This is a genomic window from Rhizobium sp. 2MFCol3.1 (genome assembly GCF_000377565.1).
In the GTDB taxonomy this organism is placed as follows: Bacteria; Pseudomonadota; Alphaproteobacteria; order Rhizobiales; family Rhizobiaceae; genus Rhizobium.
On record NZ_KB898356.1, the window covers coordinates 342,239 to 363,820 of the forward strand.

The 21,582-nt window shown below is 62.1% G+C and carries 13 protein-coding genes; 9 read left to right on the forward strand and 4 right to left on the reverse strand.

The genetic code is table 11. The features are described from left to right. Positions 1 to 37: 37 nt before the first annotated feature. From D460_RS0110370 to D460_RS0110380, 3 genes are all read left to right on the forward strand, one after another. Positions 38 to 2,566 carry a HAMP domain-containing methyl-accepting chemotaxis protein gene (locus tag D460_RS0110370; protein WP_018898476.1) on the forward strand — a complete coding sequence of 843 codons (2,529 nt, stop codon included), beginning with the start codon at positions 38 to 40 and terminating at the stop codon, positions 2,564 to 2,566. Positions 2,567 to 2,763: 197 nt separating this feature from the next. After that, complete coding sequence (locus D460_RS0110375; RefSeq protein WP_026283004.1) at positions 2,764 to 4,614, forward strand: methyl-accepting chemotaxis protein; 1,851 nt, start codon at positions 2,764 to 2,766, stop codon at positions 4,612 to 4,614. A 297-nt stretch (positions 4,615 to 4,911) separates the two neighbouring features. Then, entirely contained in the window at positions 4,912 to 5,781 is an 870-nt protein-coding gene (locus D460_RS0110380) for a LysR family transcriptional regulator (protein ID WP_018898478.1), read from the forward strand. Between the two features lie 31 nt (positions 5,782 to 5,812). Here D460_RS0110380 and D460_RS0110385 read toward each other — a convergent pair whose 3' ends face one another. Beyond that, a complete protein-coding gene (locus D460_RS0110385) occupies positions 5,813 to 6,049 on the reverse strand; it encodes a hypothetical protein (RefSeq protein WP_018898479.1) in 237 nt (78 codons plus the stop codon). A 24-nt stretch (positions 6,050 to 6,073) separates the two neighbouring features. Then, a complete protein-coding gene (aceA, locus tag D460_RS0110390) occupies positions 6,074 to 7,363 on the reverse strand; it encodes an isocitrate lyase (protein WP_018898480.1) in 1,290 nt (429 codons plus the stop codon). A gap of 194 nt (positions 7,364 to 7,557) precedes the next feature. Here aceA and D460_RS0110395 point away from each other — a divergent pair, with 194 nt between their 5' ends. The 5 genes from D460_RS0110395 (at position 7,558) to D460_RS0110415 (ending at position 13,169) form a co-directional block, all read left to right on the forward strand. Further along, positions 7,558 to 8,967: an XRE family transcriptional regulator gene (locus D460_RS0110395; RefSeq protein ID WP_018898481.1), complete on the forward strand. Its 1,410-nt coding sequence runs from the start codon at positions 7,558 to 7,560 to the stop codon at positions 8,965 to 8,967. A gap of 142 nt (positions 8,968 to 9,109) precedes the next feature. After that, positions 9,110 to 10,207 carry a polyamine ABC transporter substrate-binding protein gene (locus tag D460_RS0110400; protein ID WP_018898482.1) on the forward strand — a complete coding sequence of 366 codons (1,098 nt, stop codon included), beginning with the start codon at positions 9,110 to 9,112 and terminating at the stop codon, positions 10,205 to 10,207. Between the two features lie 81 nt (positions 10,208 to 10,288). Next, positions 10,289 to 11,431, forward strand: coding sequence for an ABC transporter ATP-binding protein (locus D460_RS0110405; RefSeq protein WP_018898483.1), 1,143 nt, complete (start codon positions 10,289 to 10,291; stop codon positions 11,429 to 11,431). A 4-nt stretch (positions 11,432 to 11,435) separates the two neighbouring features. Continuing rightward, complete coding sequence (locus D460_RS0110410; RefSeq protein WP_018898484.1) at positions 11,436 to 12,347, forward strand: ABC transporter permease subunit; 912 nt, start codon at positions 11,436 to 11,438, stop codon at positions 12,345 to 12,347. Positions 12,348 to 12,350: 3 nt separating this feature from the next. After that, positions 12,351 to 13,169: an ABC transporter permease subunit gene (locus tag D460_RS0110415; protein ID WP_018898485.1), complete on the forward strand. Its 819-nt coding sequence runs from the start codon at positions 12,351 to 12,353 to the stop codon at positions 13,167 to 13,169. Here the strand turns inward: D460_RS0110415 and D460_RS0110420 are convergent, their stop codons facing one another. Continuing rightward, positions 13,170 to 15,074 (reverse strand): AsmA-like C-terminal region-containing protein, encoded by a 1,905-nt coding sequence (locus D460_RS0110420; RefSeq protein WP_018898486.1) that lies wholly within the window; start codon positions 15,072 to 15,074, stop codon positions 13,170 to 13,172. Positions 15,075 to 15,235: 161 nt separating this feature from the next. On the opposite strand from D460_RS0110420, the gene D460_RS0110425 reads away from it, so the two are divergent. Continuing rightward, positions 15,236 to 17,188 carry an acetoacetate--CoA ligase gene (locus D460_RS0110425; protein ID WP_018898487.1) on the forward strand — a complete coding sequence of 651 codons (1,953 nt, stop codon included), beginning with the start codon at positions 15,236 to 15,238 and terminating at the stop codon, positions 17,186 to 17,188. A gap of 218 nt (positions 17,189 to 17,406) precedes the next feature. On the opposite strand, the gene D460_RS0110430 is transcribed toward D460_RS0110425, so the two are convergent. Beyond that, positions 17,407 to 21,414 carry a PAS domain-containing sensor histidine kinase gene (locus tag D460_RS0110430; RefSeq protein WP_018898488.1) on the reverse strand — a complete coding sequence of 1,336 codons (4,008 nt, stop codon included), beginning with the start codon at positions 21,412 to 21,414 and terminating at the stop codon, positions 17,407 to 17,409. Between the last annotated feature and the right edge of the window lie 168 nt (positions 21,415 to 21,582).

Sequence of the window (21,582 nt, forward strand, 5' to 3'; positions counted from 1 at the left end):
CGGTGGGAGGAGTGGTGTATGGAAGGCCGGAACCCCCATGTTTATTGACAGGATTCTTTCCCGTTTCAGGATCAAGACAAAGGTCCTCATCTTCGTCTTGCCGTTTGTTTTAAGCATTTCAGCAGTCGGCTTCACCGGCCTTTATGCGTCCGGCCTGCTTCAGGGCCGAATGGAGATCTCCAACAGCGTTCTTCAGTCGCTGAGCGGTTTCAAGGATCTCTTCGGCTCCATGGACGATTTCCTGCGCGTGACCAATGAGGAAGCGCGCGACAAGCTCTACGCAGATGTCTCCACGCAGCATGCGACGCTGAGCGCCACGCTGAAGCAGATCGGCGACAATGCCGGCCGCGCCAATCTGCAGGCGGCCACCGATGGCACCTCCGGTATCTCCGACACGGTCGGCAAGCTCTGGACCCTGCACGAACAGGAAGTCGCCCTGCGCAAGTCGATCGACGAAGCGCAGAAGGTGATGATCTCCAGCCGCTTCAACGTCAATTACGACGCCCAGCAGCTGCAGGAAAACATTCGCAACGACGAAGGCAACGCCACCGCGACGCTGCGCGCCGCCGACCGGCTCCTGAAGGGCGGCGATGCGCTGGCAACCGTGATGGCCGATTTCGGCAAGGCGCAACTGCCGGCCGACAAGCTCAAGGTGGTTACCGACGCGCTCCCGGGCATCCTGAAAGCCCAGCGCCTGATCGAGATCTCCGTTCCGCAGAACCAGAAGAGCATGACGCAGTCGCTCGCTCAGACGATCAGCGACGTGAAGGCGCAGGCGACCGCCGCCGACGCCGGCACCGATGAGGCGATCGCCAATCTCGGACGTCTCGTTTCGCGCTTCCGCCAGATGTCGACCTACACCCAGCTGACCGCGACGCAGATGATGCGTGCCGCCACGACCACCTTCGTCGAGCTCGACAGCCGCATCGCCCAGACCAACTCCGTGCTGGAAGATACGCGCCGCCTCGAAAGCGCGATCTATTCGCTGCAGCTGGTCCTCGGCGAATTCGCCGCCAAGCCGGACAAGGACAACCGCGTTCGCCTGCACCAGGAAATCGCCACCCTCGGCACCAACCTCAATACGCTGCTCGCCAGCGCCAAGGGCATGAACTTCGCCGAGGATATCGTCGCCGCCATGTCGCCGGCGCTTGCCTCGATGGACAAGGATGCCGAAAGCCTCGTCGCTACCATTGAGCAGCGCGTCGCCGACTACGCCTCCGCCCGCACGCAGCTGAACGCCGTCTGGGGCGAACTCACCGCCTTTGCCGAATTGCAGAAGCAGACGGCCGGCGTCGAACGCACCCAGGCCAATGGCATCTCCGTTCTCACAACCGGTCTCGGCATCCTGCTTTCGGTTGTCGGCGGCATCGCGCTTGTCCTGACCCTGCAGCGGCCGATCGGCCAGATCACGTCAGCCATGCGCCGCATCGCCGATGGCGCGCTCGACACCAGCATCTCGGGTGAACAGCGCCACGACGAAATCGGCGACATGGCCCGCGCGCTCGGCATCTTCAAGGAAAACGCAATATCCAAGATCCGCATCGAGGAGCAGAGCGACGAAGAGCGCGCCGCTTCCGAGCATGAGCGCCAGCGCAACGACGCCGAAAAGCGCGAGATGGACCGCCAGATCGAGTTTGCCGTCAATGCGCTTGCATCTGGTCTCGAGCGCATGTCGCAGGGCGATATCTCGACCACGATCGACACGCCCTTTATCGGCCGCCTCGAACAGCTTCGTCAGGATTTCAACGGCTCGATGATGCGCCTCCAGGCGACCATGAGCCAGATCCGCGACAACGTCGAAATGATCCAGGGCAATGGCAACCAGATGGCCCAGTCCGCCGAGGATCTCGCCAAGCGCACCGAAAACCAGGCCGCCTCGCTGGAAGAGACGGCAGCCGCCGTAGACCAGATCACCGTCACCGTGCGTTCGTCCGCCGAACGCGCCAAGGAGGCCGATCAGGTCGTGCGCCAGGCCAAGCGCAGCGCCGATGATTCCGCCACCGTCGTCAACAATGCGATCGACGCGATGACGCGCATCGAGGAAGCCTCGCAGCAGATCGAGCAGATCATCGGCGTCATCGACGAGATCGCCTTCCAGACCAACCTTCTGGCGCTCAACGCCGGCATCGAGGCTGCGCGCGCTGGGGAAGCTGGCAAGGGCTTCGCCGTCGTCGCCATGGAAGTCCGCGAACTCGCGCAGCGCTCCGCCGCTGCCGCACAGGAGATCAAGGGGCTGATCAACAAGTCGACCAACGAGGTGAACTCCGGTTCGCAGTTCGTGCAGCAGACTGGCACGGTCTTGGCAAAGATCAGCACGCAGATCGTCGCCATCAGCGAGCATGTCGAAGTCATCGCTCGCGCCAGCCACGATCAGTCCGGCGCGCTGCAGGAGGTCAACACCACGGTCAACCAGATGGACCAGATGACCCAGCAGAATGCCGCGATGGTCGAGGAAACCACGGCCGCCAGCCGCGAGCTCGCCAACGAAGCCGACGCTCTGCTTGGTCTCATCAGGCAGTTCAAGATCGACCGCGGCAGCCAGGAAAAGGTCTACCGCGCCGCCTGATCGCGGCCAATATTATCGAGGCGAACATGCGATGGCTCCGGTGACGGAGCCATTTGCGTTTCCAGGGCATGGTGGACATGCAGGAAATCATCCATGCATTTTCGCTTCGCCGGACATGATGCTTGTCAGTTTCGATAGGATTTATTTTAAAACTTTAGCATTAAAACTTGTCCCGATTAGTATTCAGGGGTCTTTGTATGCTTCGTTTTTTCTCTGCGTCTATTGTCCGGCAGATCGTCGCGATCACGCTTGCTCTTCTGGTGTTCAGTACAGCGGCGATTGTTTCTGTAACATACTACAATCTTAGCGCGTACGTCATGACCAGCGCGGTCACCGATGCGAAGGACGCAAGCCGCGCCATGGCGGTGCTCTATGCGGCCGGTGATCAGGCGGCGAAGGTCGATGTTCGCGACAACAAGCTCGTGGCCGTCAGCGAAGAGAAGCTGCCATCGTCGCTCACCGATCATGCTCTCGTCGATCGCACCGCCGCCTCCATCGCGGGCTACGCCACGGTGTTCGAGCGTCAGGGCGGCGATTTCGTCCGCATCTCGACCAACGTGAAGAAGGAAAACGGCGAGCGTGCCGTCGGCACCAAGCTGGCTGCCGGCCATCCGGCGCAGGCGGTTCTTGCAAAGGGCGAGGCTTATTACGGCCCGGCCGATCTCTTCGGCAAGAAGTTCATGACCGGCTACTTCCCGGTCAAGAGTGCTGCGGGCGCCACCGTTGGTGTGCTCTTCATCGGCATTCCGATGGAAGTCTACTATAGCAGCCTGCAGCAGCTCCTGACCTTGGTGGTCGGCGTCGGCCTCGCGGTCCTGCTGATCGTCGGCGTCATCGCCTACTTCGCGATCCGCGCCACCATCCGTCCGCTCGAGACGCTGACGGGCGCCATCAACACGATCTCGTCTGGCAATCTCGACACGAAGATTCCCTGCACCGAGAAGGAGAACGAGTTCGGCGCGATCGGCAAGGCGCTCGCTTTGTTCCAGGACGGCGCCCGCGCCCGGCTCACGCTGGAAACGCAGGCCGCAGAGCAGCGCGCCTTCAGCGACGCAGAGCGCAGCCGCAACGACGCCGAAAAGCGCACGCTCGACGACCAGATCCAGTTTGCCGTTACCGAGCTCGCGGCCGGTCTTGGCCGCCTGTCGCGCGGCGATGTCTCGGAAACGATCGAGACTCCTTTCGTCGGCCGGCTTGAACAGCTGCGCGTTGATTTCAACGCCTCGCTGGAACGCCTGCAGGATACGCTCTCGCGCATCCGCGACAACGCGGCGACGATCCACCGCAATTCCGGCTCCATGCTCAACTCTGCCGATGAGCTCTCCAAGCGCACCGAAGCCCAGGCCGCAAGCCTGGAGGAAACCGCTGCTGCCGTGGAAGAGATCACCGTCACCGTCCGATCGTCGGCCGAACGCGCCCGCGAGGCAAACAGCGCCGTCATCGTCACCAAGAAGACCGCGGACAGCTCGACTGTCGTGGTTGGCGATACGGTTGCCGCGATGGACCGCATCGAAGCCGCATCCAAGCAGATCGAGCAGATCATCGAGGTGATCGACGACATCGCCTTCCAGACCAACCTGTTGGCGCTGAACGCCGGCATCGAGGCGGCGCGCGCCGGTGAAGCCGGCAAGGGCTTTGCCGTCGTCGCCATGGAAGTGCGTGAACTTGCCCAGCGCTCGGCCGATGCCGCGCGCGAGATCAAGAGCCTGATCGAAACCTCGACCCGCGAAGTCGCGGCAGGTTCGGGACTGGTCCAGAAGACCGGCTCGGTGCTGGCCTCGATCAGCAGCGAGATCATCGCGATCAGCAAGCACGTCGAAACCATCGCCACCGCCAGCGCCGACCAGTCGGCCGCCCTGCAGGAAGTCAACAGCTCTGTCAACGCGATGGATCAGATGACGCAAAAGAACGCGGCCATGGTCGAGGATACCACCGAGCAGAGCCGCCAGCTGGCGAGTGAAGCCGATGCGCTCATGTCGCTGATACAGCAGTTCCGCATCGATGCGTCTTCGGCGCCCCAGCAGATCCGCATGCGAAACGCGGCCTGATATCTTTGCCATCAGGTTTGATCATCGAAGGGCTGCCCGTTGGGCGGCCCTTTTTCGTGGGTAGCAGGGCGAGAAGGCGAGCGGCGAAGCGCTCAAGCTTCGATTGCCCGTAGCCTTGATAGAAGGCTTCTTCGGCCCGCGCCGAATACCTGTCGCAATTCCTCTGGCCGAGCTCCGCAAGCTGCGTGAAGGCGATCAACTCAATCATGACCATGTCCTTTCCGAGTGAAGATGGACACAGGGTATTCGTCAAAATTCGCTTCATAAACGCAAGAAATCCCATTATGTTTTTCGCTCATGAAAAGCACGCAATGGGATTCCTTTCAGCTCTTTCTGCAGGTGGCGCGCCTCGGCGGTCTGACGGGAGCGGCTGCCGCAAGCGAGCTCAGCCCCGCCACGATCGGCCGGCGGATGCTTGATCTCGAGCAGGAGATCGGCCGAACCCTGTTTTCCCGCAGCCAGACCGGCTACCGGCTGACGCCGGATGGCCAGGCTCTGCTCGAACATTTGAAGGACATGGAAGCCGCCGCCCGCAAGGTCGATGCCTGGCGCCAGGCAAGCAGCGTTGGAGCGACCGTACGGATCGCCGCCGGCACCTGGGTCGCCTGGCTGATGGCCGAGAATTTTGGCGCCGTCCGCATGCCCGGCGACCATTTCGCGGTGTCGCTGACGATAGGCGAGGCGCGCGCCAACCTGAACTACCGCGAGATCGATATCGGCATCCGCGCCTTCAAGCCGGAGGAAAACAATCTCGCCGCGCGGCTGTTGGGGGAGGTGGCCTACGCCGTCTATGCCAGGCGCAATGCCGGCGAACAGGAAGAGCGCTGGCTGGCTGTCGGAGAAGAGGATGCGATCTCCAACTATCTGCGCTGGCCGCACCGCAATGCTGGAGGTGCCATCGTCGCCACCGTCAATCGCCCGCGCTCGCTGCTCGATCTCGTTCGCGCCGGCGCCGGCAAGGCGGTGCTGCCCTGTTTCGTCGGCGATCTTGATCCAGACCTGCAGCGCCTCGGCTCGGAACTACCGGACCTGCGCCACCAGCAGTGGATCGTCATGAACAACGAAGACCGGCATCGCCAGGAGATCCGTACCGTCGCCGATCGCATGACCAAGCTGTTGAAAAGTTACAGCGATCTTTTCGCGGGAAAGCGCCCCAGCCGAAGCTGAGGCGCCGTGTTGCAGGCGGATTGGGGGCTAGTCAGCTCCGGCCTGCAACAATGACGGGGATCAACAGGTCACCCCAGTTTCCATCGCCGCCGTGATGGCGGGCAGATCGCACGATCTCGACCGAAACGCCGGCATCGACCGCCTTCATGACCGACTGGTTCAGCCGGTGCAGATCATTGGCGAGCATGCGGATCATGCCCTGCTGATCCGGTGTCATGCTGGTGGATTGTTCCTCTGCGCGTTCCTTGACGCGTGCAAGCGTAGGCATGGTCTTCTCCTCCTTTGAACGATGTTACTCGGCTGCTGGCTTGAACTGTGCGTGCTCGGTGGATTCCTCCATCGCGGTGGTCGAGGACCGCCCGCCGGTGATTGCCATCGACACGGCGTCGAAATAGCCGGTGCCGACTTCGCGTTGGTGCTTGGTGGCTGTGTAGCCGTTCACTTCAGCGGCGAACTCCGCCTGCTGCAGCTCCGAATAGGCGGCCATCTGCCGGTCCTTGTAGCCGCGGGCGAGCTCGTACATGCCGAAGTTCAGCTGGTGGAAGCCCGCCAGCGTGATGAACTGGAACTTGTAGCCCATCGCACCGAGCTCACGCTGGAACTTGGCGATCGTCGCGTCGTCGAGGTTCTTTTTCCAGTTGAAAGACGGCGAGCAGTTGTAAGCGAGCAGCTTGCCCGGATGCACCTTGTGCACGCCCTCGGCGAACCGGCGCGCCTGCTCCAGATCCGGCTTGGAGGTCTCGCACCAGATCAGGTCGCAATGCGGGGCGTAGGCGACGGCACGGGCGATGCAGGGCTCCAGCCCGTTGCGCACCTGATAGAAGCCCTCGACCGTGCGGCCGGCATCGTAGTCGACGAAGGGCTGGTCGCGCTCGTCGATATCGGAGGTCAACAGCTTGGCGGCTTCCGCGTCGGTGCGGGCGATGACGAGCGTCGGAACACCCATGACGTCGGCGGCAAGGCGCGCGGCGTCGAGGTTGCGGATATAGGCGGCGGTCGGGATCAGAACCTTGCCGCCGAGATGGCCGCACTTCTTTTCCGACGCCAGCTGGTCCTCGAAATGAACCCCCGCGACACCCGCTTCGATATAGGCCTTCATGATCTCGAAGGCGTTAAGCGGCCCGCCGAAGCCCGCTTCGGCATCGGCAACGATCGGCGCGAACCAGGTATCGACCGAAAGCCCCTTGTCTTCCGAGCTCTCGATCTGGTCGGCGCGCTGCAGCGTTCTATTGATCCGCTTTGCAAGCTCCGGCCCGGCATTGGCAGGGTAGAGCGACTGATCGGGATACATCGCCGATGCCGTGTTGGAATCGGCCGCGACCTGCCAACCCGAGAGATAGATTGCCTTCAGCCCGGCGCGGACCATCTGCATGGCCTGGTTGCCGGAAAGCGCGCCCAGCGCGTTGACGAAGTCATCCTGATGCAGCAGTTGCCAGAGCCGGTTGGCGCCCATTTCGGCCAACGAGTAACGAAGCTCGACCGATCCGCGCAGCCGTCGCACATCGTCGGCCGAATAGGGGCGCTCGATGCCGGCGAAGCGGTTGGCGGGGATATTGCGGTGAAGCTTGTCAAACTCTGTCATGTCTTCCTCCTTGCATAACATCATGGCCGTCTGGCTGATTGACAGGATTTACAAATCATCGGGAAGTGGCCAGAGTTAACCGGAGAAACGCGATACAATAAGGGTCGTGATGCAAAGGACGTGACAAGTTTGGACAGTAAATTTGTCAAGTTTTGTAAATTCTTTGATCCGGATATTCTGTAAAGGATTGTCACATGGCTGAGCGCAAGATGTTTGCCGGTCCCAAGGTCCGCCGTATCCGAAACGGCCTCGGCGTGACGCAGGCGGCGATGGCCGAGGCGCTGGAGATCTCGCCGTCCTATCTCAACCTGATCGAGCGCAACCAGCGCCCGCTGACCGTCCAGCTGCTGCTGAAGCTCGCGGCGGTCTACAAGGTCGATCTGGAGGAGCTGCGCGCCGAAAGCGGCGGCAGCCTCACTCAGTTGAAGGAAGTCTTCGCCGATCCGCTGCTATCCGGCGAGCTGCCGGGCGATCAGGAGCTGGTCGAAGTCGCGGAAGCGGCACCCAATGCGGCAAGCGGCGTCATCAAGCTCTACCGCGCTTACCGGGAGCAGGCGGCGCGCCTCTCCGATCTCACGCTTCTGAGTGCAGGGGAGGGGCAGGTACCGCTGTCGGGCGCGCGGCTGCCGGCCGATGAGGTGCGCGATGTGTTGGAGCGCCGCTCGGCCTATTTCCCGCGCATCGAGACGGCGGCGGAAGCGTTCCTGCATGCGCTCTCCGACCCCCGCGATATCATCTCGACGTTCAAGGAGTGGCTGCGCGCCGAGCGTGGCATCGGCGTCCGCGTCCTCCCCATCCACGTCATGCCGGATCTCCGCCGTCGTTTCGATCGTCACTCCATGCGGCTTTTCATTTCCGAGCGCCTGTCGCCGGCAGAGCAGGCGCAGGAGATCGCAATCGAAGTCGCAACGCTGGCGCTGCGCGAGGCAATCCTCGCCGAGCTCGAAGGCCTGATGCTCTCCACCGAGGAGGCGAAGCGCATCGCCCGCTTCGAGCTTGCGCGCTATGCGGCACTGGCGCTGACCATGCCCTACGCGCCCTTCCTTGCCGCGGCCCAGGCGGCGTCCTACGACATCGATATCCTGCGCGTGCGCTTCAATGTCTCCTTCGCGCAAGCCGCAACCCGGTTGACCATGCTGCAGCGCCCCGGCGCCTCGGCCGTCTCCTTCTTCACCATGGAGATCGACGGCGCCGGCCATCGGCTGCGGCGGTCAGGATCACAGGGCTTCCCACATCTCCGCTTCGGTGGCGACTGTCCCAAGCTCAACGTCCATGCCGCCCTGCTGCAGCCCGGACAGATCTTGGCCGAGATGGTCGAGATGCCTGATAATAACCGCTACCTCACAATATCCCGCACGCTGGAAGGGCCGAACGCGCCGTTCGGCGAGCGCGTCCGTCGCACGGCGCTTCTCGTCGGTTGTGATGCTTCGGCGGGCGAGGGGACGGTCTACGGCCGGGCGGTTTCCGCGCAAAAGGCGATCACGGCAGGCTCCGGCTGTCGTCTCTGCGAAAGGCGCGGTTGCCTCTCGCGCGCCGAGCCGCCTGTTACACGCCCGTTGGGGCTCGACGAGATGGTCTCGGGCCTTGGCAACTTCGACTTTTAGTCCCGGTCTTTAGTCACAGCGAAATCATTGAGAGTGCAGGATTTTGCGCTTGTCGGCTCCAGAAATCCTTTCTAGTCTGCAACCAAAACCAGAGGGAGGGCATCCGCGGAAAACGGTGCCCAAACAAAAAGCAGGAGATAGCATGAGGTCAATTCTCGTAAAGCTCGCGGCCACGGCTCTCGTGACTGGGCTTTCGATCACGCCATCCGTTGCCGCGGATCGCGTCGTCAATGTCTACAACTGGTCCGATTATATCGACAGTTCCATCCTCGAAGATTTCACCAAGGAAACCGGCATCAAGGTCGTCTACGACACCTTCGACAGCAACGAGACGCTGGAAGCCAAGCTTCTGGCCGGCGGCACGGGCTACGACGTCGTGGTTCCGACCGTATCCTTCATGCAGCGCCAGATCGCCGCCGGTGTCTACCAGAAGCTCGACAAGTCGAAGCTGCCGAACCTGTCCAACATGTGGGACGTGGTCACCAAGGGTGTGGCGTCCTTCGATCCTGGCAATGAATACGCCGTCGACTACATGTGGGGCACGACAGGTATTGGCTACAACGTCGACAAGGTGAAGGCAGCGCTCGGCACGGATGAGAAGCCCAACTGGGATGCGCTCTTCGATCCGGCAAAGGCTGCCAAGCTCAAGGACTGCGGCATCTACATGCTGGACTCTCCGACCGACGTCATCCCCTCCGTGCTTGCCTATCTCGGACTCGATCCGAACAGCACCAAGACGGAAGACCTGAAGAAGGCACAGGACGTGTTGATGGCCGTTCGTCCCTTCGTGCGCAAATTCCACTCGTCGGAATACATCAGCGCGCTTGCCAATGGCGACATCTGCATCGCGCTCGGCTTCTCGGGCGACGTCTTCCAGGCCCGCGACCGCGCCACCGAAGCCAACTCCGGCGTCAAGGTCGATTACTCGGTGCCGAACCAGGGTGCGCAGATCTTCTTCGACGTCTTCGGTATTCCGAAGGATGCCCCGCATGTCGAGGAAGCGCATGAATTCATCAACTACATGATGAAGCCCGAGGTTGCCGCCAAGGCATCGAACTACGTCTTCTACGCCAACGGCAACAAGGCATCGCAGCCGCTGCTCGACAAGGAAGTGATCGATGACACGGCGATTTATCCGACGCCCGAGGTCATGGCGAAGCTATTCACCGTTCCGCCGCTCGATGCGAAAGCGCAGCGTGCAGTGACGCGACTGTGGACGACAGTCGTCACCGGTCAGTAATGCACTGATCTGCCCGAACCTGATGGTTCGGGCATTTCTTTTAGTGGCGCATTGGATCAGGTCAGTTTTCGGGGAAAAATCATGAAGTCACTCGGCAATATTCGCCGTTCCTTTGCGCCTTGGGCCGATCCGGCCGCCAAGCCGTTCATCTCGGTCAAGAACGTCACCAAGCGCTTCGGTGATTTCACCGCCGTCGACGACCTTTCGCTCAATATCTATCACCGCGAGTTCTTCGCGCTGCTCGGCGCATCGGGCTGCGGCAAGTCCACGCTGCTGCGCATGCTGGCCGGTTTCGAGCAGCCGACATCAGGTGAGATCATCCTCGATGGCACTGATTTGGCCGGAACGCCGCCCTACAAGCGGCCAGTCAACATGATGTTCCAGTCCTACGCGCTCTTCCCGCACATGACGGTCGAAAAGAACATCGCCTTCGGCCTGCGCCAGGATGGGATGGCCAAGGACGAGATCGGCGAACGCGTGCTGCAGATGCTGAAGATGGTGAAGCTGGAGAAATTCGCGTCCCGCAAGCCCAACCAGCTTTCCGGCGGCCAGCGCCAGCGCGTGGCGCTCGCCCGCTCGCTTGCCAAGCGCCCGAAAGTGCTGCTGCTCGACGAACCGCTTGGCGCGCTCGACAAGAAACTGCGCGAGGAAACCCAGTTCGAGCTGATGGACCTGCAGCAGAACCTCGGTCTCACCTTTGTCGTCGTCACCCACGACCAGGAAGAGGCGATGACCATGGCCGACCGCATCGCGGTCATGAGCCACGGCAAGGTCATCCAGGTGGCGACGCCGGCCGAAATCTACGAGGCCCCGAACTCCCGCTTCGTGGCCGACTTCATCGGCGACGTGAACATCTTCGACGGCAAGGTCACGGCCTCCAATGCCACTGGCGTCGAGATCGCTATCGACGAGAGCCTCACGATCAAGCTGTCGGGCGCGGAGCCCCTGGCTGTCGGCAGCCCCGCCGGCTTCGCCATCCGGCCAGAAAAGCTGAAGGTCACGCGCACCCCGCCGGCCAATCCCGGCATCAATGCCGCCTCGGGCGAGCTCTGGGACATCGCCTATCTCGGCGACATGACCGTTTTCCATGTGAAGCTGAAGAGCGGCAAGGTGGTGAAGGCGTCGTCTTTGAATGCGCAGCGCGCGGTCGATGATCCCTTTGTCTACGATCAGGAAGTCTGGGTCACCTTCGCCGAGGACGCCGGCGTTCTGTTGAGGGATTGACGCAATGGGCAAGCTCGGATCATCCGTCTACAACCGCCTCGTCATCATCGTCCCTTACGTCTGGCTGCTGCTGTTCTTCCTGGCGCCGTTCTTCATCGTCTTCCGCATTTCTCTGTCGACGACGGCGATCGCGATGCCGCCCTATGATCCGGCTTTTTCATTCTCGGATAGCTGGGCCGACGTCTGGGACAAGATCGCAAGCTTCTCCTTCGACAACTATCATTACCTGATCGACGATCCGCTCTATTTCAACGCCTATCTCTCCAGCGTCATCATCGCCGGCATCTCCACGCTGCTGACGCTGCTGATCGCCTATCCGATCGCCTATGGTATGGCGAATGCCCCGCGCAGCATCCGCCCGACGCTTCTGATGCTGGTCATCTTGCCGTTCTGGACGAGCTTCCTGATCCGCGTCTACGCCTGGATCGCCATCCTGAAGCCCGAGGGGCTGCTGAACCAGCTGCTGCAGTCGCTGCATGTCATCGACAGCCCGTTGATCATCCTCAACACCAACATCGCGGTCTATATCGGCATCGTCTATTCGTATCTGCCGTTCATGGTGCTGCCGCTCTACTCGTCACTTGAGAAGATGGACGGCACACTGATCGAGGCGGCGCAGGATCTCGGTTGCCCGCCGATAACGGCTTTCTGGCGCGTGACCTTCCCGCTGTCGCTTCCTGGTGTCGTCGCCGGCTGCATGCTGGTTTTCATCCCCGCGGTCGGCGAGTTCGTTATCCCCGATCTGCTCGGCGGATCGCAGACGCTGATGATCGGCAAGACGCTGTGGAACGAGTTCAATTCCAACCGCGACTGGCCGGTCTCCTCGGCCGTGGCCACCATCTTGCTTCTCATCCTGGTGATACCCATCGTGTTCTTCCAGAATGTGCAGGCCAAGGCTGATGAGCAGGGGAGATAGACCATGATGAAATGGACCCGCTTCAACGTAGCCTCCGTGACGCTCGGCTTCGCCTTCCTCTATCTGCCGATCGTCCTGCTCGTCGTCTTCTCCTTCAACGAATCGAAGCTCGTCACCGTCTGGGGCGGCTTTTCGACCAAGTGGTACGTGTCGCTCTTCCAGAACCAGGCGCTGCTCGACGCCGCCTGGGTGACGCTGCGCGTGGGCGTGCTCTCGGCAACCGCCGCGACCATTCTCGGCACGCTCGCTGCCATCACTTTGGTGCGCTACACGCGCTTTCGCGGCCGCATGCTCTTCTCCGGCATGGTATACGCGCCGCTGGTCATGCCCGAGGTCATCACCGGCCTGTCGCTGCTGCTGCTCTTCGTGGCGATTGGCCTCGACCGCGGCTTCTGGACCATCACGCTGGCCCATACGACGCTCACCATGTGCTTCGTCGCGGTCGTTGTGCAGTCGCGCCTTTTGACGTTCGATCGCTCGATCGAGGAAGCGGCGCTCGATCTCGGCTCGCCGCCAGTGCGCACCTTCTTTGAGATCACGCTGCCGATCATCGCGCCCGCCGTGGCGTCCGGCTGGATCCTCGCCTTCACCCTGTCGCTGGACGATCTCGTCATCGCCAGCTTCACGTCCGGTCCGGGTGCCACCACGCTGCCGATGAAGATCTACAGCCAGGTGCGCCTCGGCGTCACGCCGGAGATCAACGCGGTCTGCACAATCCTGATCGGCATCGTTGCGGTCGGCGTCGTCTGCACATCCGTCATCACCAAGCGGCGCGAGTTGCAGCGTGAGAGGGACGAGCGGGCGGCCGCGAACGCGCCGTGATTACTTCGTAGCGCCTTCCTGCGGCGGCTGCTGGTTGCCCGGTTGCTGGTTACCTGGCAGCGCCGAAAGGACCGGATCCGGCCAGGAACCGCCGACGAAGAACGGCAGGGCCGGAAAGGCTGCGTCGTTTGCGGGATCGGTGGCGATGATCTTGCCTGAGAGCGCAAGCCCGCTCGATTTGTAGGGAATGACGCCCGAAAGCGTGATGGTTTCCTGCGGCCCTTCGATCCGGCCGCGCTTGATCTGCGCAGCCCCGTCATCGAGATCGGCCGCGATATCAAGGCGATCGAACGCGAAGGAGCGATGTGAGACGGCGCTCAGCGCGAAGAACTCCGCCTTTGCCGCTTCGCTGCGCACCGCCTCGGAATCAAACCCAGGCAGCGAACCTGCCTGCGCGCGAAAATGAATGTTGCCGCTCACATCCGCCGGCCCCGCCTTCCAGATCGGCAGCGCGGTGCTGACGGAAAGGTCGAGCGAACCGGTCGCGAGCGGCAGCGGACCCTTGAGGTTGAGGCGTTCGATCAGGCTGGCGAAATCCGCGCCCCGGATCGACATCTGCAGCTTACCACCGCCATCGAAGTCGCCGCGCTTGGTCTCGATATGAGCAGTCAGCGCGCCGCCTTCGAACTGGCCGTCGCCGATATCGAACCGCGCCTCATTGCTGGAAACGATAATACTCGCGCCGACATTGGCGAGCTTGAAGGGGACGAGATCGGCCTGCTTGGCTGATAGCCTGAGGTCGATATCGAGCTGTTGCAAGGCGCCGCCATCGGGCGGCCCATGATCTTCGCCGGCGGCGAGCCGCACCACGAAGGCGTCGAACAGGGATTTGAAATTGATCTGGTCGAAGGCCAGCGTGCCGCCGAGCTTGGCGCGCTTGCCGGGCACGAAGCTCACATCCATCGCGCCATTGGCGTTCGAGCCGTTCATGCCGAGCGTGAGATTATCGAAGCGAAAACCGTTCGCCGACGAGGTCACATCGCTGTCGATCGAAAATGCCTTGAGCGTCGCCGCATCCGGCAGCGCGCGTCCCGCCCATGTCAGCAAGGCCGGCAGATCAGGAATGCCGACGGACATGGTGCCTTGCAGGCTGAACAGATGGGCGATGTTGGCCACGCCATCGAACTTGGCCGTCACCAGGTTCGATGTCAGCGCGGCCCGCAACGGTGCATTCTTGCCGCCGAAGGTCAGCAAGGGGCTGCGCGACGAGAAGTCGAGCTTCAGGTCGAGGCCATTGGTGCGGGCGATCAGCACCGCGCCGATTGGGCTCGACAGGCGCGGCCAGCCGATATCGGCGGTCACGCCATCGAAGCGGTAGGTCCTGCCGCTGGCGACATCGGTCACGTTCAAGGTGCCGTCTTCGACCGTGATGGTGCCGATGTCAGCATCCAGCGTCGTGTCGAGCGTCTCTTCGCCGTTCTTTTCCTGCGCGCCGGCGATAGCCTGCGCCAGCTGGCCGTCATTCGTCCAGTCGATCGTGCCATCGCGCTCGCGCGTCAAAAGCAGGTTGGGGCGCAGGATATGGAATTCGTGGAAGCTCGCCTTGCCTCTGAAGGCATCGATCAGGCTGAACTCGGCCGAGACGCTTTCGATCGTGCCGAGCAGCTTGTTGGCGTCCTTCTGGCGCACCGCAATCTTGTTCACGGTGATGCGCGGCGTCGGCCAGAACTCGATGACAGGCCGACCGGAAATCTCGGCATTGTAGCCCGTCCATCGCGACAGCCTATCCTCGATGCCGGAGCGCACGAGCCCGGTCGAGATCACATAGGGCCCGGCGACCCGAAGCGAAACGAAGACGGCGAGAAAGACCAGCAGCGAGATCGTGCCGACGCGGGCGACACCCGGCAGCCAGCGGGAGACGGGCCTGATTTTTATCCGCCGCGGCGGTGGTCGGGACGTACCCATGCGTTTCGCCAGTCTTTCGACATCTGCCCGTTAATGTACTGAAATTCCGGATATATCAAATGCTGCGCGGTTGCAAATATATAGCCGGGCGACCCGGCCGAGTAGCACCTTTATCCGCCGTCACGGCATGTTATATAGGTCTCTAACAAGAGGAGTTCTGCATGCGTGACGATAAGCCACTCTGGATCCCTTCGCGAGCCTCGGTCGAAGAAAGCCCGATCTTCTCCTTCATGCAGAAATGCAACCGGGACTTTGGCCTTTCACTATCCAGTTATGGCGAGTTGCATGCCTGGTCGGTCGCCGACCGCGCCAAATTCTGGACGTCGGTTTGGGAGTTCTGTGGCGTCAAGGGTGAACGCGGCGAGCGCGTGCTTGTCGATGACGAAATCATGCTCGACGCCCGCTTCTTTCCCGACGCAACGCTGAACTTTGCCGAAAACCTGCTCTCAGAAGAGGGTACCGGCGACGCGATCATCTTTCGCGGAGAAGACAAGGCAGAGGATCGCTGGAGCTGGGACCGGCTGCGCGAGCAGGTATCGAGATTGCAGCAGGCCATGCGCGCCGAGGGCATTGGGCCTGGAGACCGTGTGGCGGCAATGATGCCAAACGTGCCCGAAACAGTCGCCTTCATGCTCGCAGCCGCCTCGATAGGTGCGATCTGGTCCTCCTGTTCCCCCGATTTCGGCGAACAGGGCGTGCTCGATCGCTTCGGCCAGATCGAGCCGAAGCTCTTCGTCACCTGCGATGCCTATTGGTATGGCGGCAAGCTGCAGCCTATCAAGGAGAAGGTGGCCGCGGTCGCGGCGAAACTCGGCGTTCCCACCGTAGTCGTGCACTATGCGGGTGATGCCGACGATGTCGCGCGGGCCGTATCCGGTGCCCGAACGCTGGACGCTTTCATCGCCGCCCATCCCGCCCGCCCGATCGAATTCCGGCGCCTGCCGTTCTCGCACCCCCTCTATATCCTGTTCTCCTCGGGTACGACGGGCGTGCCCAAGTGCATCGTGCATTCGGCCGGCGGTACGCTTTTGCAGCACCTCAAGGAACATCGGTTGCATTGCGGCCTCGGCGCCGGCGAAAAGCTTTTCTATTTCACGACATGCGGCTGGATGATGTGGAACTGGCTGGTATCGGGGCTCGCCGTCGGCGCCACGCTCTGCCTCTTCGACGGCTCGCCCTTCGCGCCCGATGGCAATGTGCTCTTCGACTATGCGCAAGCCGAAAAGTTCGCGGTCTTCGGCACCTCGGCGAAATATATCGATGCCGTCCGCAAAAGCGGTTTTATGCCGCGCAGTTCGCACGATCTGAGCAGCCTTCGCCTGATGACCTCGACTGGATCGCCGCTATCGCCCGAGGGCTTTACCTTCGTCTATGAGGGCATCAAGGAGGACATTCAGCTGGCCTCGATCTCCGGCGGCACCGACATCGTCTCCTGCTTTGTACTGGGAAATCCCATGCAGCCGGTCTGGCGCGGCGAAATCCAGGGTCCCGGGCTCGGCCTTGCCATGGATGTCTGGGATGACGATGGCCATCCTGTGCGCGGCGAAAAGGGCGAGCTCGTCTGCACCAAGGCCTTCCCCTCCATGCCGGTCATGTTCTGGAACGACATCGATGGCGCCAAATACCGCGCCGCCTATTTCGAGCGTTTCGACAATATCTGGTGCCACGGCGATTTCGCCGAATGGACCGAGCATGACGGCATCATCATTCACGGCCGCTCGGATGCGACGCTCAATCCGGGTGGCGTACGCATCGGCACGGCGGAAATCTACAATCAGGTCGAGCAGATGCCCGAGGTCGCCGAAGCGCTCTGCATCGGTCAGGATTGGGAGGACGATGTCAGGGTCGTTCTCTTCGTGCGCCTGGCATCTGGCGTTGCGCTGACCGATGAGCTGGTCAAATCAATCAAAGCGCGAGTCCGCAGCGGCGCCTCACCACGTCACGTCCCCGCTAAAATCATCGCGGTCGCCGATATTCCGCGCACCAAGTCCGGCAAGATCGTCGAACTCGCCGTTCGCGAGATCGTGCATGGACGGCCGGTGAAGAACAAGGAAGCGCTCGCCAATCCGCAAGCTCTTGATTTGTTTTCAGATCTCGAAGAGCTGCGGGCTTGAATCGTTAAAATGATAGCGAAACTACAATATATGACCGGGCAGAGCTTCGTGGCCCTGGCAACCTTCCGTTAAGAAACTCTAGTCAAAGGTAAATGTAACTTGGGGCTGCATATGAACGAGGCAGCTTGGAGCCTTTGCTCCCGCAACATGATGTTAATCGCCTAGTCCTTGTTGAACAGCACCCAAACTCTCAGGCAGCCTCTTGGCTGCCTTTTTTCTTAGCTGGCCAGAACCCGCTGCGACGGAAACGCGATCTCGACGAGCGTCCCCTCATTGGGCGTCGAACTGATCGCGAAGATCGCCCGGTTGGCATCCACCATCGCCTTGGTGAGCGGCAGGCCGAGGCCCGTGCCTTCGCCGCGATGGCGCGATTGCGTCGAAACCTGCCGGAACGGCTTCATCGCCTGGTCGAGCTCGCTGCGCGTCATCCCCACGCCCGTGTCGCGGATACGAAGCACGACGCTGCCATTCGTCTCATAAGATGTCGACACGACGATCTGCCCGCCCGAAGGCGTGAAGCGGATGGCGTTGGATAAGATGTTGAGCGCGATCTGCTTGATCGAGCGCAGATCGGCGACCACATCTGGAACCGCGTGCGAAAGCGCCGTGCGAATGATCACCCGCTGGCTGTTTGCTTGCGGCTGCAGCAGCGCCACGGCTTCCGAGATCGCTTCGTTGAGATTGATCGAGTCGAAATCCAGATCCATCTCACCGGCTTCGATCTTCGAGATGTCGAGCAGGTCGTTGACGATATCAAGCACATGCCGGCCAGAGCGGCCGATGTCGTTGGCGTATTCGACGTAGCGCGGATGACCGATCGGCCCGAAGCGCTCGCCGGCCATCATGTCGGAGAAGCCGATGATGGCGTTGAGCGGCGTGCGGATCTCGTGGCTGACGCGTGCGAGGAAGTCTGTCTTGTGGGCATTGGCCGTCTCGGCGGCACTCTTGGCGCCGCGCAACTCGTCCTCGGTGCGCTTCCACTGGGTGATATCGCGGATCACGGCGCAATAGCCGCTGGAGGAGGTGAGCCGCCCGAGCGTCATGAACAACGGCACGAAACCGCCCGAGGCCTCACGGCCGATCACTTCGCGCCCGTCATTGAGAACGCTCGCGACGCCATGGCTGGAAATGCCGTTGATATAGTCGAGCACGGCCTTCTGGCTCTCATGCGCGAAGAGCATCACGAAGGGTTTGCCGCGCGTGTCGTCCTCGTCGTAGTTGAAGAGCGCGCTGGCGGAACGGTTCATCGAGCGGATGTCGCCCTCGGCGCCGATCACCACGACGCCATCGGTCGCGGTTTCCAGGATCGAGCGCAGTTCCTCGACTTCCACCTGCAGCTTGGCGACCTTCTCGACCATGCGGTCGGCGGCGCGTCCGTCGATGGCCGGAGCGACCTCCGGCACCGGCGCCGGACGCTCGCTGACGACAGGCATCAGCGCCAGCATCAATGCGGTGCTGTCTTCCCAGCGGATCGATTGCAGCCGCGCCGACACCGGCACGAGGTCGTCTTCCATGGTGACGAGCATCATGCCGTCATGGCGCGCGCTGGCTTCGTCGATGTCGTCGCGCTGGAGAAGCGCATCGATGCCGCCGACATCGGCCAGATCCTGCAGCGAGCGGTAGCCCGTCAGGCGCATGAATTCAGGGTTCGCATGGATAAGCTGATCGCCGGCGTGAATGAGCACGGCAACCGGCAGCTGATCGATCATGCCCGCCGAGAAACCGTCGGTCATCTTCACCCGGGGCGGAATGAAGCTCGCCAGAATATCCATCTGGCTGACTGTTTCCTCAAGACCTTCGGTCACATCGTCGCTGTCGTCATTGGCTGCAACAGGCGTGTCGTTGAGCGGCTCGTCCGTCGAATGCTCGGAAGAGGAGGGGATCTCGGCGTCATTGAGTACGGTATCGCTGTCTGCGGTGTCGCTGGATACCGGCTGCTCAGCTTCATCCGGTCCCGAGAGCTCGGCGCTGCCCTCGTGCTGATCCGTCGTCTCGTCAACAACCTCATCGCCTTGCGACGCGTCGTCATCGATCAGGTCCGCTCGCGGTGCCTCGTCGGTCGCCTTCTGCGCCTCGTCAGCCGCTGGCTTCGTCTCCGCCGGCGCGCTGCCATCCTCATCCGGCGTATTCACGCCAAATGCTTCGAGGCGCTTGGCGATCTCGCGGAAGTTCGCCTGCTCGGCGTTCGTCAGACCGGGGCCGACGCCATGCAGCTGGACGATCTTGTCGGTCAGCCGGCGGTTCGGCGTTTCGACGATGCGCAGGACAGGCGGTTCGGCGCGCGGTATTTCCATGCTCTGTGTTGGCGCGGGGGCAGGCGTATCGTCTTCGACGGAATGCTCTTCCTCAGCCAGGAAATCGTCCGTGGCCGCATCGGCAGCGTCCGGCATCTCCACGGAAACGGGCGCTTCGTCGATGTTGTCCTCGGCAAGCGTCTCTTCCGCTACGATGTCGTCGTTCTGCTGATCCAGCGCAGCGGCGTCATAGGCAATGCCATCGGGACCGAATGTCAGGCCAAGCGCCAGCGGATCTTCCGCCGCATCCGAGAGGCGCACGACGCCGAAGCCACGGAAGCCGTCGAATTCGCGGCTGCGCGTATAGGTCGGCAGCGCCGCCAGGTCGACCGGCACGGCGAGGCTCGTGCCCTCGATCGGCCAGTGAATGGTCTTGCCCGACCATGTGTCGCGGCGCGCCAGCGCCTCGGAAATCTTGCCCTCGGGATCGAGGTTGAACAGCGCCGACACATCGCTGAAGGCGATGCCGATAATGTTTGCCGCATGCGGACCAACCGCTTCCGCGAATTCGCCGGAAACCTCGCTGAAATGGCCTTCGGCGTCGATCTTCCAGACGAAACGCGTCGCCCGGCTGTTCGGCTTGAAGACGAAACGACCGTTCTCGGCCGCTACTTGCGTAGCTTCGGCCGCGACCTCTACAGCAGCGGGTGCGACCTCGGCCTCATCATCCAGATCAACGGCATGGGTCTCGGGCGCCTGTGCCGGCGCCTCATCGGCCACGCCGTCGTCGCTCGCGACCTCACCATCGCCCAGTTCGGCAGCAGCCACCGGCTCAGCGCTCACATCATCCGGTTCGAAGGCTGCGATATCGTCATCGGCAACCGTCTCGCCCGGATGGAATGCCTCGTCGGCCTCGCCCTCATCGGCCGCTACCGGCTCCTCGGCAATCGCAGGCGCTTCGTCATCATCGACATCATCATCTGCGGCAAGCAATGCCTCTGGCTCCGGATCGGAATCCGCCAGCGTCTCGACATCGCCGAATCCAGCCGTTTCCTCGTCGGTGTCGCGGCCCATATCAGGCTCGATCACGCTGGCCTCGAAGGCTTCGTCACCAGCGGGCACGGTCTCCGCCTCGAAGGCCTCCGCGGCAACCGCCGCGGCCTCTGCGATGTCGCTATCGTCTGCGATGTTCTCGTCCGGTACGTCCTCGATATCCTCGATCTCGGCAACGGCATCGATCGCGTCGGCGAATGTCGAGGCCGGGGCGACAACGGTATGGTTAACGGGGCTTGTGGATAAGTCCGGAGTATCCGTCGGGTCCAGACGCCCGAGAACGGTCTCGACCGCGAAAAGCAGGTAAAGCGCCGGATCGCTGCTGATTCGCCCGACGGCGGCAGGCAGGTAACCCTTGCCTGTCGCAACCGGTCGCTTGATCAGCCCGTGCGGATGCGCGCCGGCCATGGTCACCAGGGCCTTTGCCGTCGGCTGTGTTACGCCGAGGGATGAAAAGCCGGGGGAGGCGGCAACGATCTCGCCTTCGCCGCCGATGACGGCCATATGCGTATCGGGATCGTCGAGCCCCTTCAGCATCTGCGCGGCCGACTGCTCCGTCGACAGCGCCCGCGTCGCGACCGGCAATGAGACCAGCACCGCCGCTTCGCCCGAGACGTCAATGAGTTCAACGGAGGCCTGCACGGCCACGCGCTGGAAACCCTGCGCGATGCGGATCATGAAGTTCCTGGTGTCGCCGGTCCTTGAGAGCTGCCGGGCCGTCACTTCCAGCTGGCGATAGGTGATATCGCCGCGATTGACGCCCTGATCCAGCAGATCATAGACCGCCGCATGCCCGAAAAGCTCGGCACCCGCGCCGTTCGCCCAGAGCGCGCGCGCAAGGTCCGCCGAGAAAAGCACCAGCGCTTCGCCACGGGCAAAGTGCTCCCGCACACGCGGATGCACGGCGATGTCGATGAACGGATATTGGACTGCGGGCATCAGCGGACCTTTAGTCTTCGGGCCTGGCAAATTAACGGTCTATTAATAACGACAGGGCGCAAACCGGTCTAGCACGACCAATGGCTTTCGGCCGAAAAGGTTAACGTCGGTTGCGCCGCACAATAATGTTGCACTGCACAATAAGATGCGCTATATGATGCTTACCTA

What these genes read in the sequence shown, in the direction of transcription:
- D460_RS0110370 (WP_018898476.1), top strand. Translation starts at nt 38, where the DNA reads ATGTTTATTGACAGGATTCTTTCCCGTTTCAGGATCAAGACAAAGGTC.
- D460_RS0110375 (WP_026283004.1), top strand. Translation starts at nt 2,764, where the DNA reads ATGCTTCGTTTTTTCTCTGCGTCTATTGTCCGGCAGATCGTCGCGATC.
- D460_RS0110380 (WP_018898478.1), top strand. Translation starts at nt 4,912, where the DNA reads ATGAAAAGCACGCAATGGGATTCCTTTCAGCTCTTTCTGCAGGTGGCG.
- D460_RS0110385 (WP_018898479.1), bottom strand. Translation starts at nt 6,049, where the DNA reads ATGCCTACGCTTGCACGCGTCAAGGAACGCGCAGAGGAACAATCCACC.
- aceA (WP_018898480.1), bottom strand. Translation starts at nt 7,363, where the DNA reads ATGACAGAGTTTGACAAGCTTCACCGCAATATCCCCGCCAACCGCTTC.
- D460_RS0110395 (WP_018898481.1), top strand. Translation starts at nt 7,558, where the DNA reads ATGGCTGAGCGCAAGATGTTTGCCGGTCCCAAGGTCCGCCGTATCCGA.
- D460_RS0110400 (WP_018898482.1), top strand. Translation starts at nt 9,110, where the DNA reads ATGAGGTCAATTCTCGTAAAGCTCGCGGCCACGGCTCTCGTGACTGGG.
- D460_RS0110405 (WP_018898483.1), top strand. Translation starts at nt 10,289, where the DNA reads ATGAAGTCACTCGGCAATATTCGCCGTTCCTTTGCGCCTTGGGCCGAT.
- D460_RS0110410 (WP_018898484.1), top strand. Translation starts at nt 11,436, where the DNA reads ATGGGCAAGCTCGGATCATCCGTCTACAACCGCCTCGTCATCATCGTC.
- D460_RS0110415 (WP_018898485.1), top strand. Translation starts at nt 12,351, where the DNA reads ATGATGAAATGGACCCGCTTCAACGTAGCCTCCGTGACGCTCGGCTTC.
- D460_RS0110420 (WP_018898486.1), bottom strand. Translation starts at nt 15,074, where the DNA reads ATGGGTACGTCCCGACCACCGCCGCGGCGGATAAAAATCAGGCCCGTC.
- D460_RS0110425 (WP_018898487.1), top strand. Translation starts at nt 15,236, where the DNA reads ATGCGTGACGATAAGCCACTCTGGATCCCTTCGCGAGCCTCGGTCGAA.
- D460_RS0110430 (WP_018898488.1), bottom strand. Translation starts at nt 21,414, where the DNA reads ATGCCCGCAGTCCAATATCCGTTCATCGACATCGCCGTGCATCCGCGT.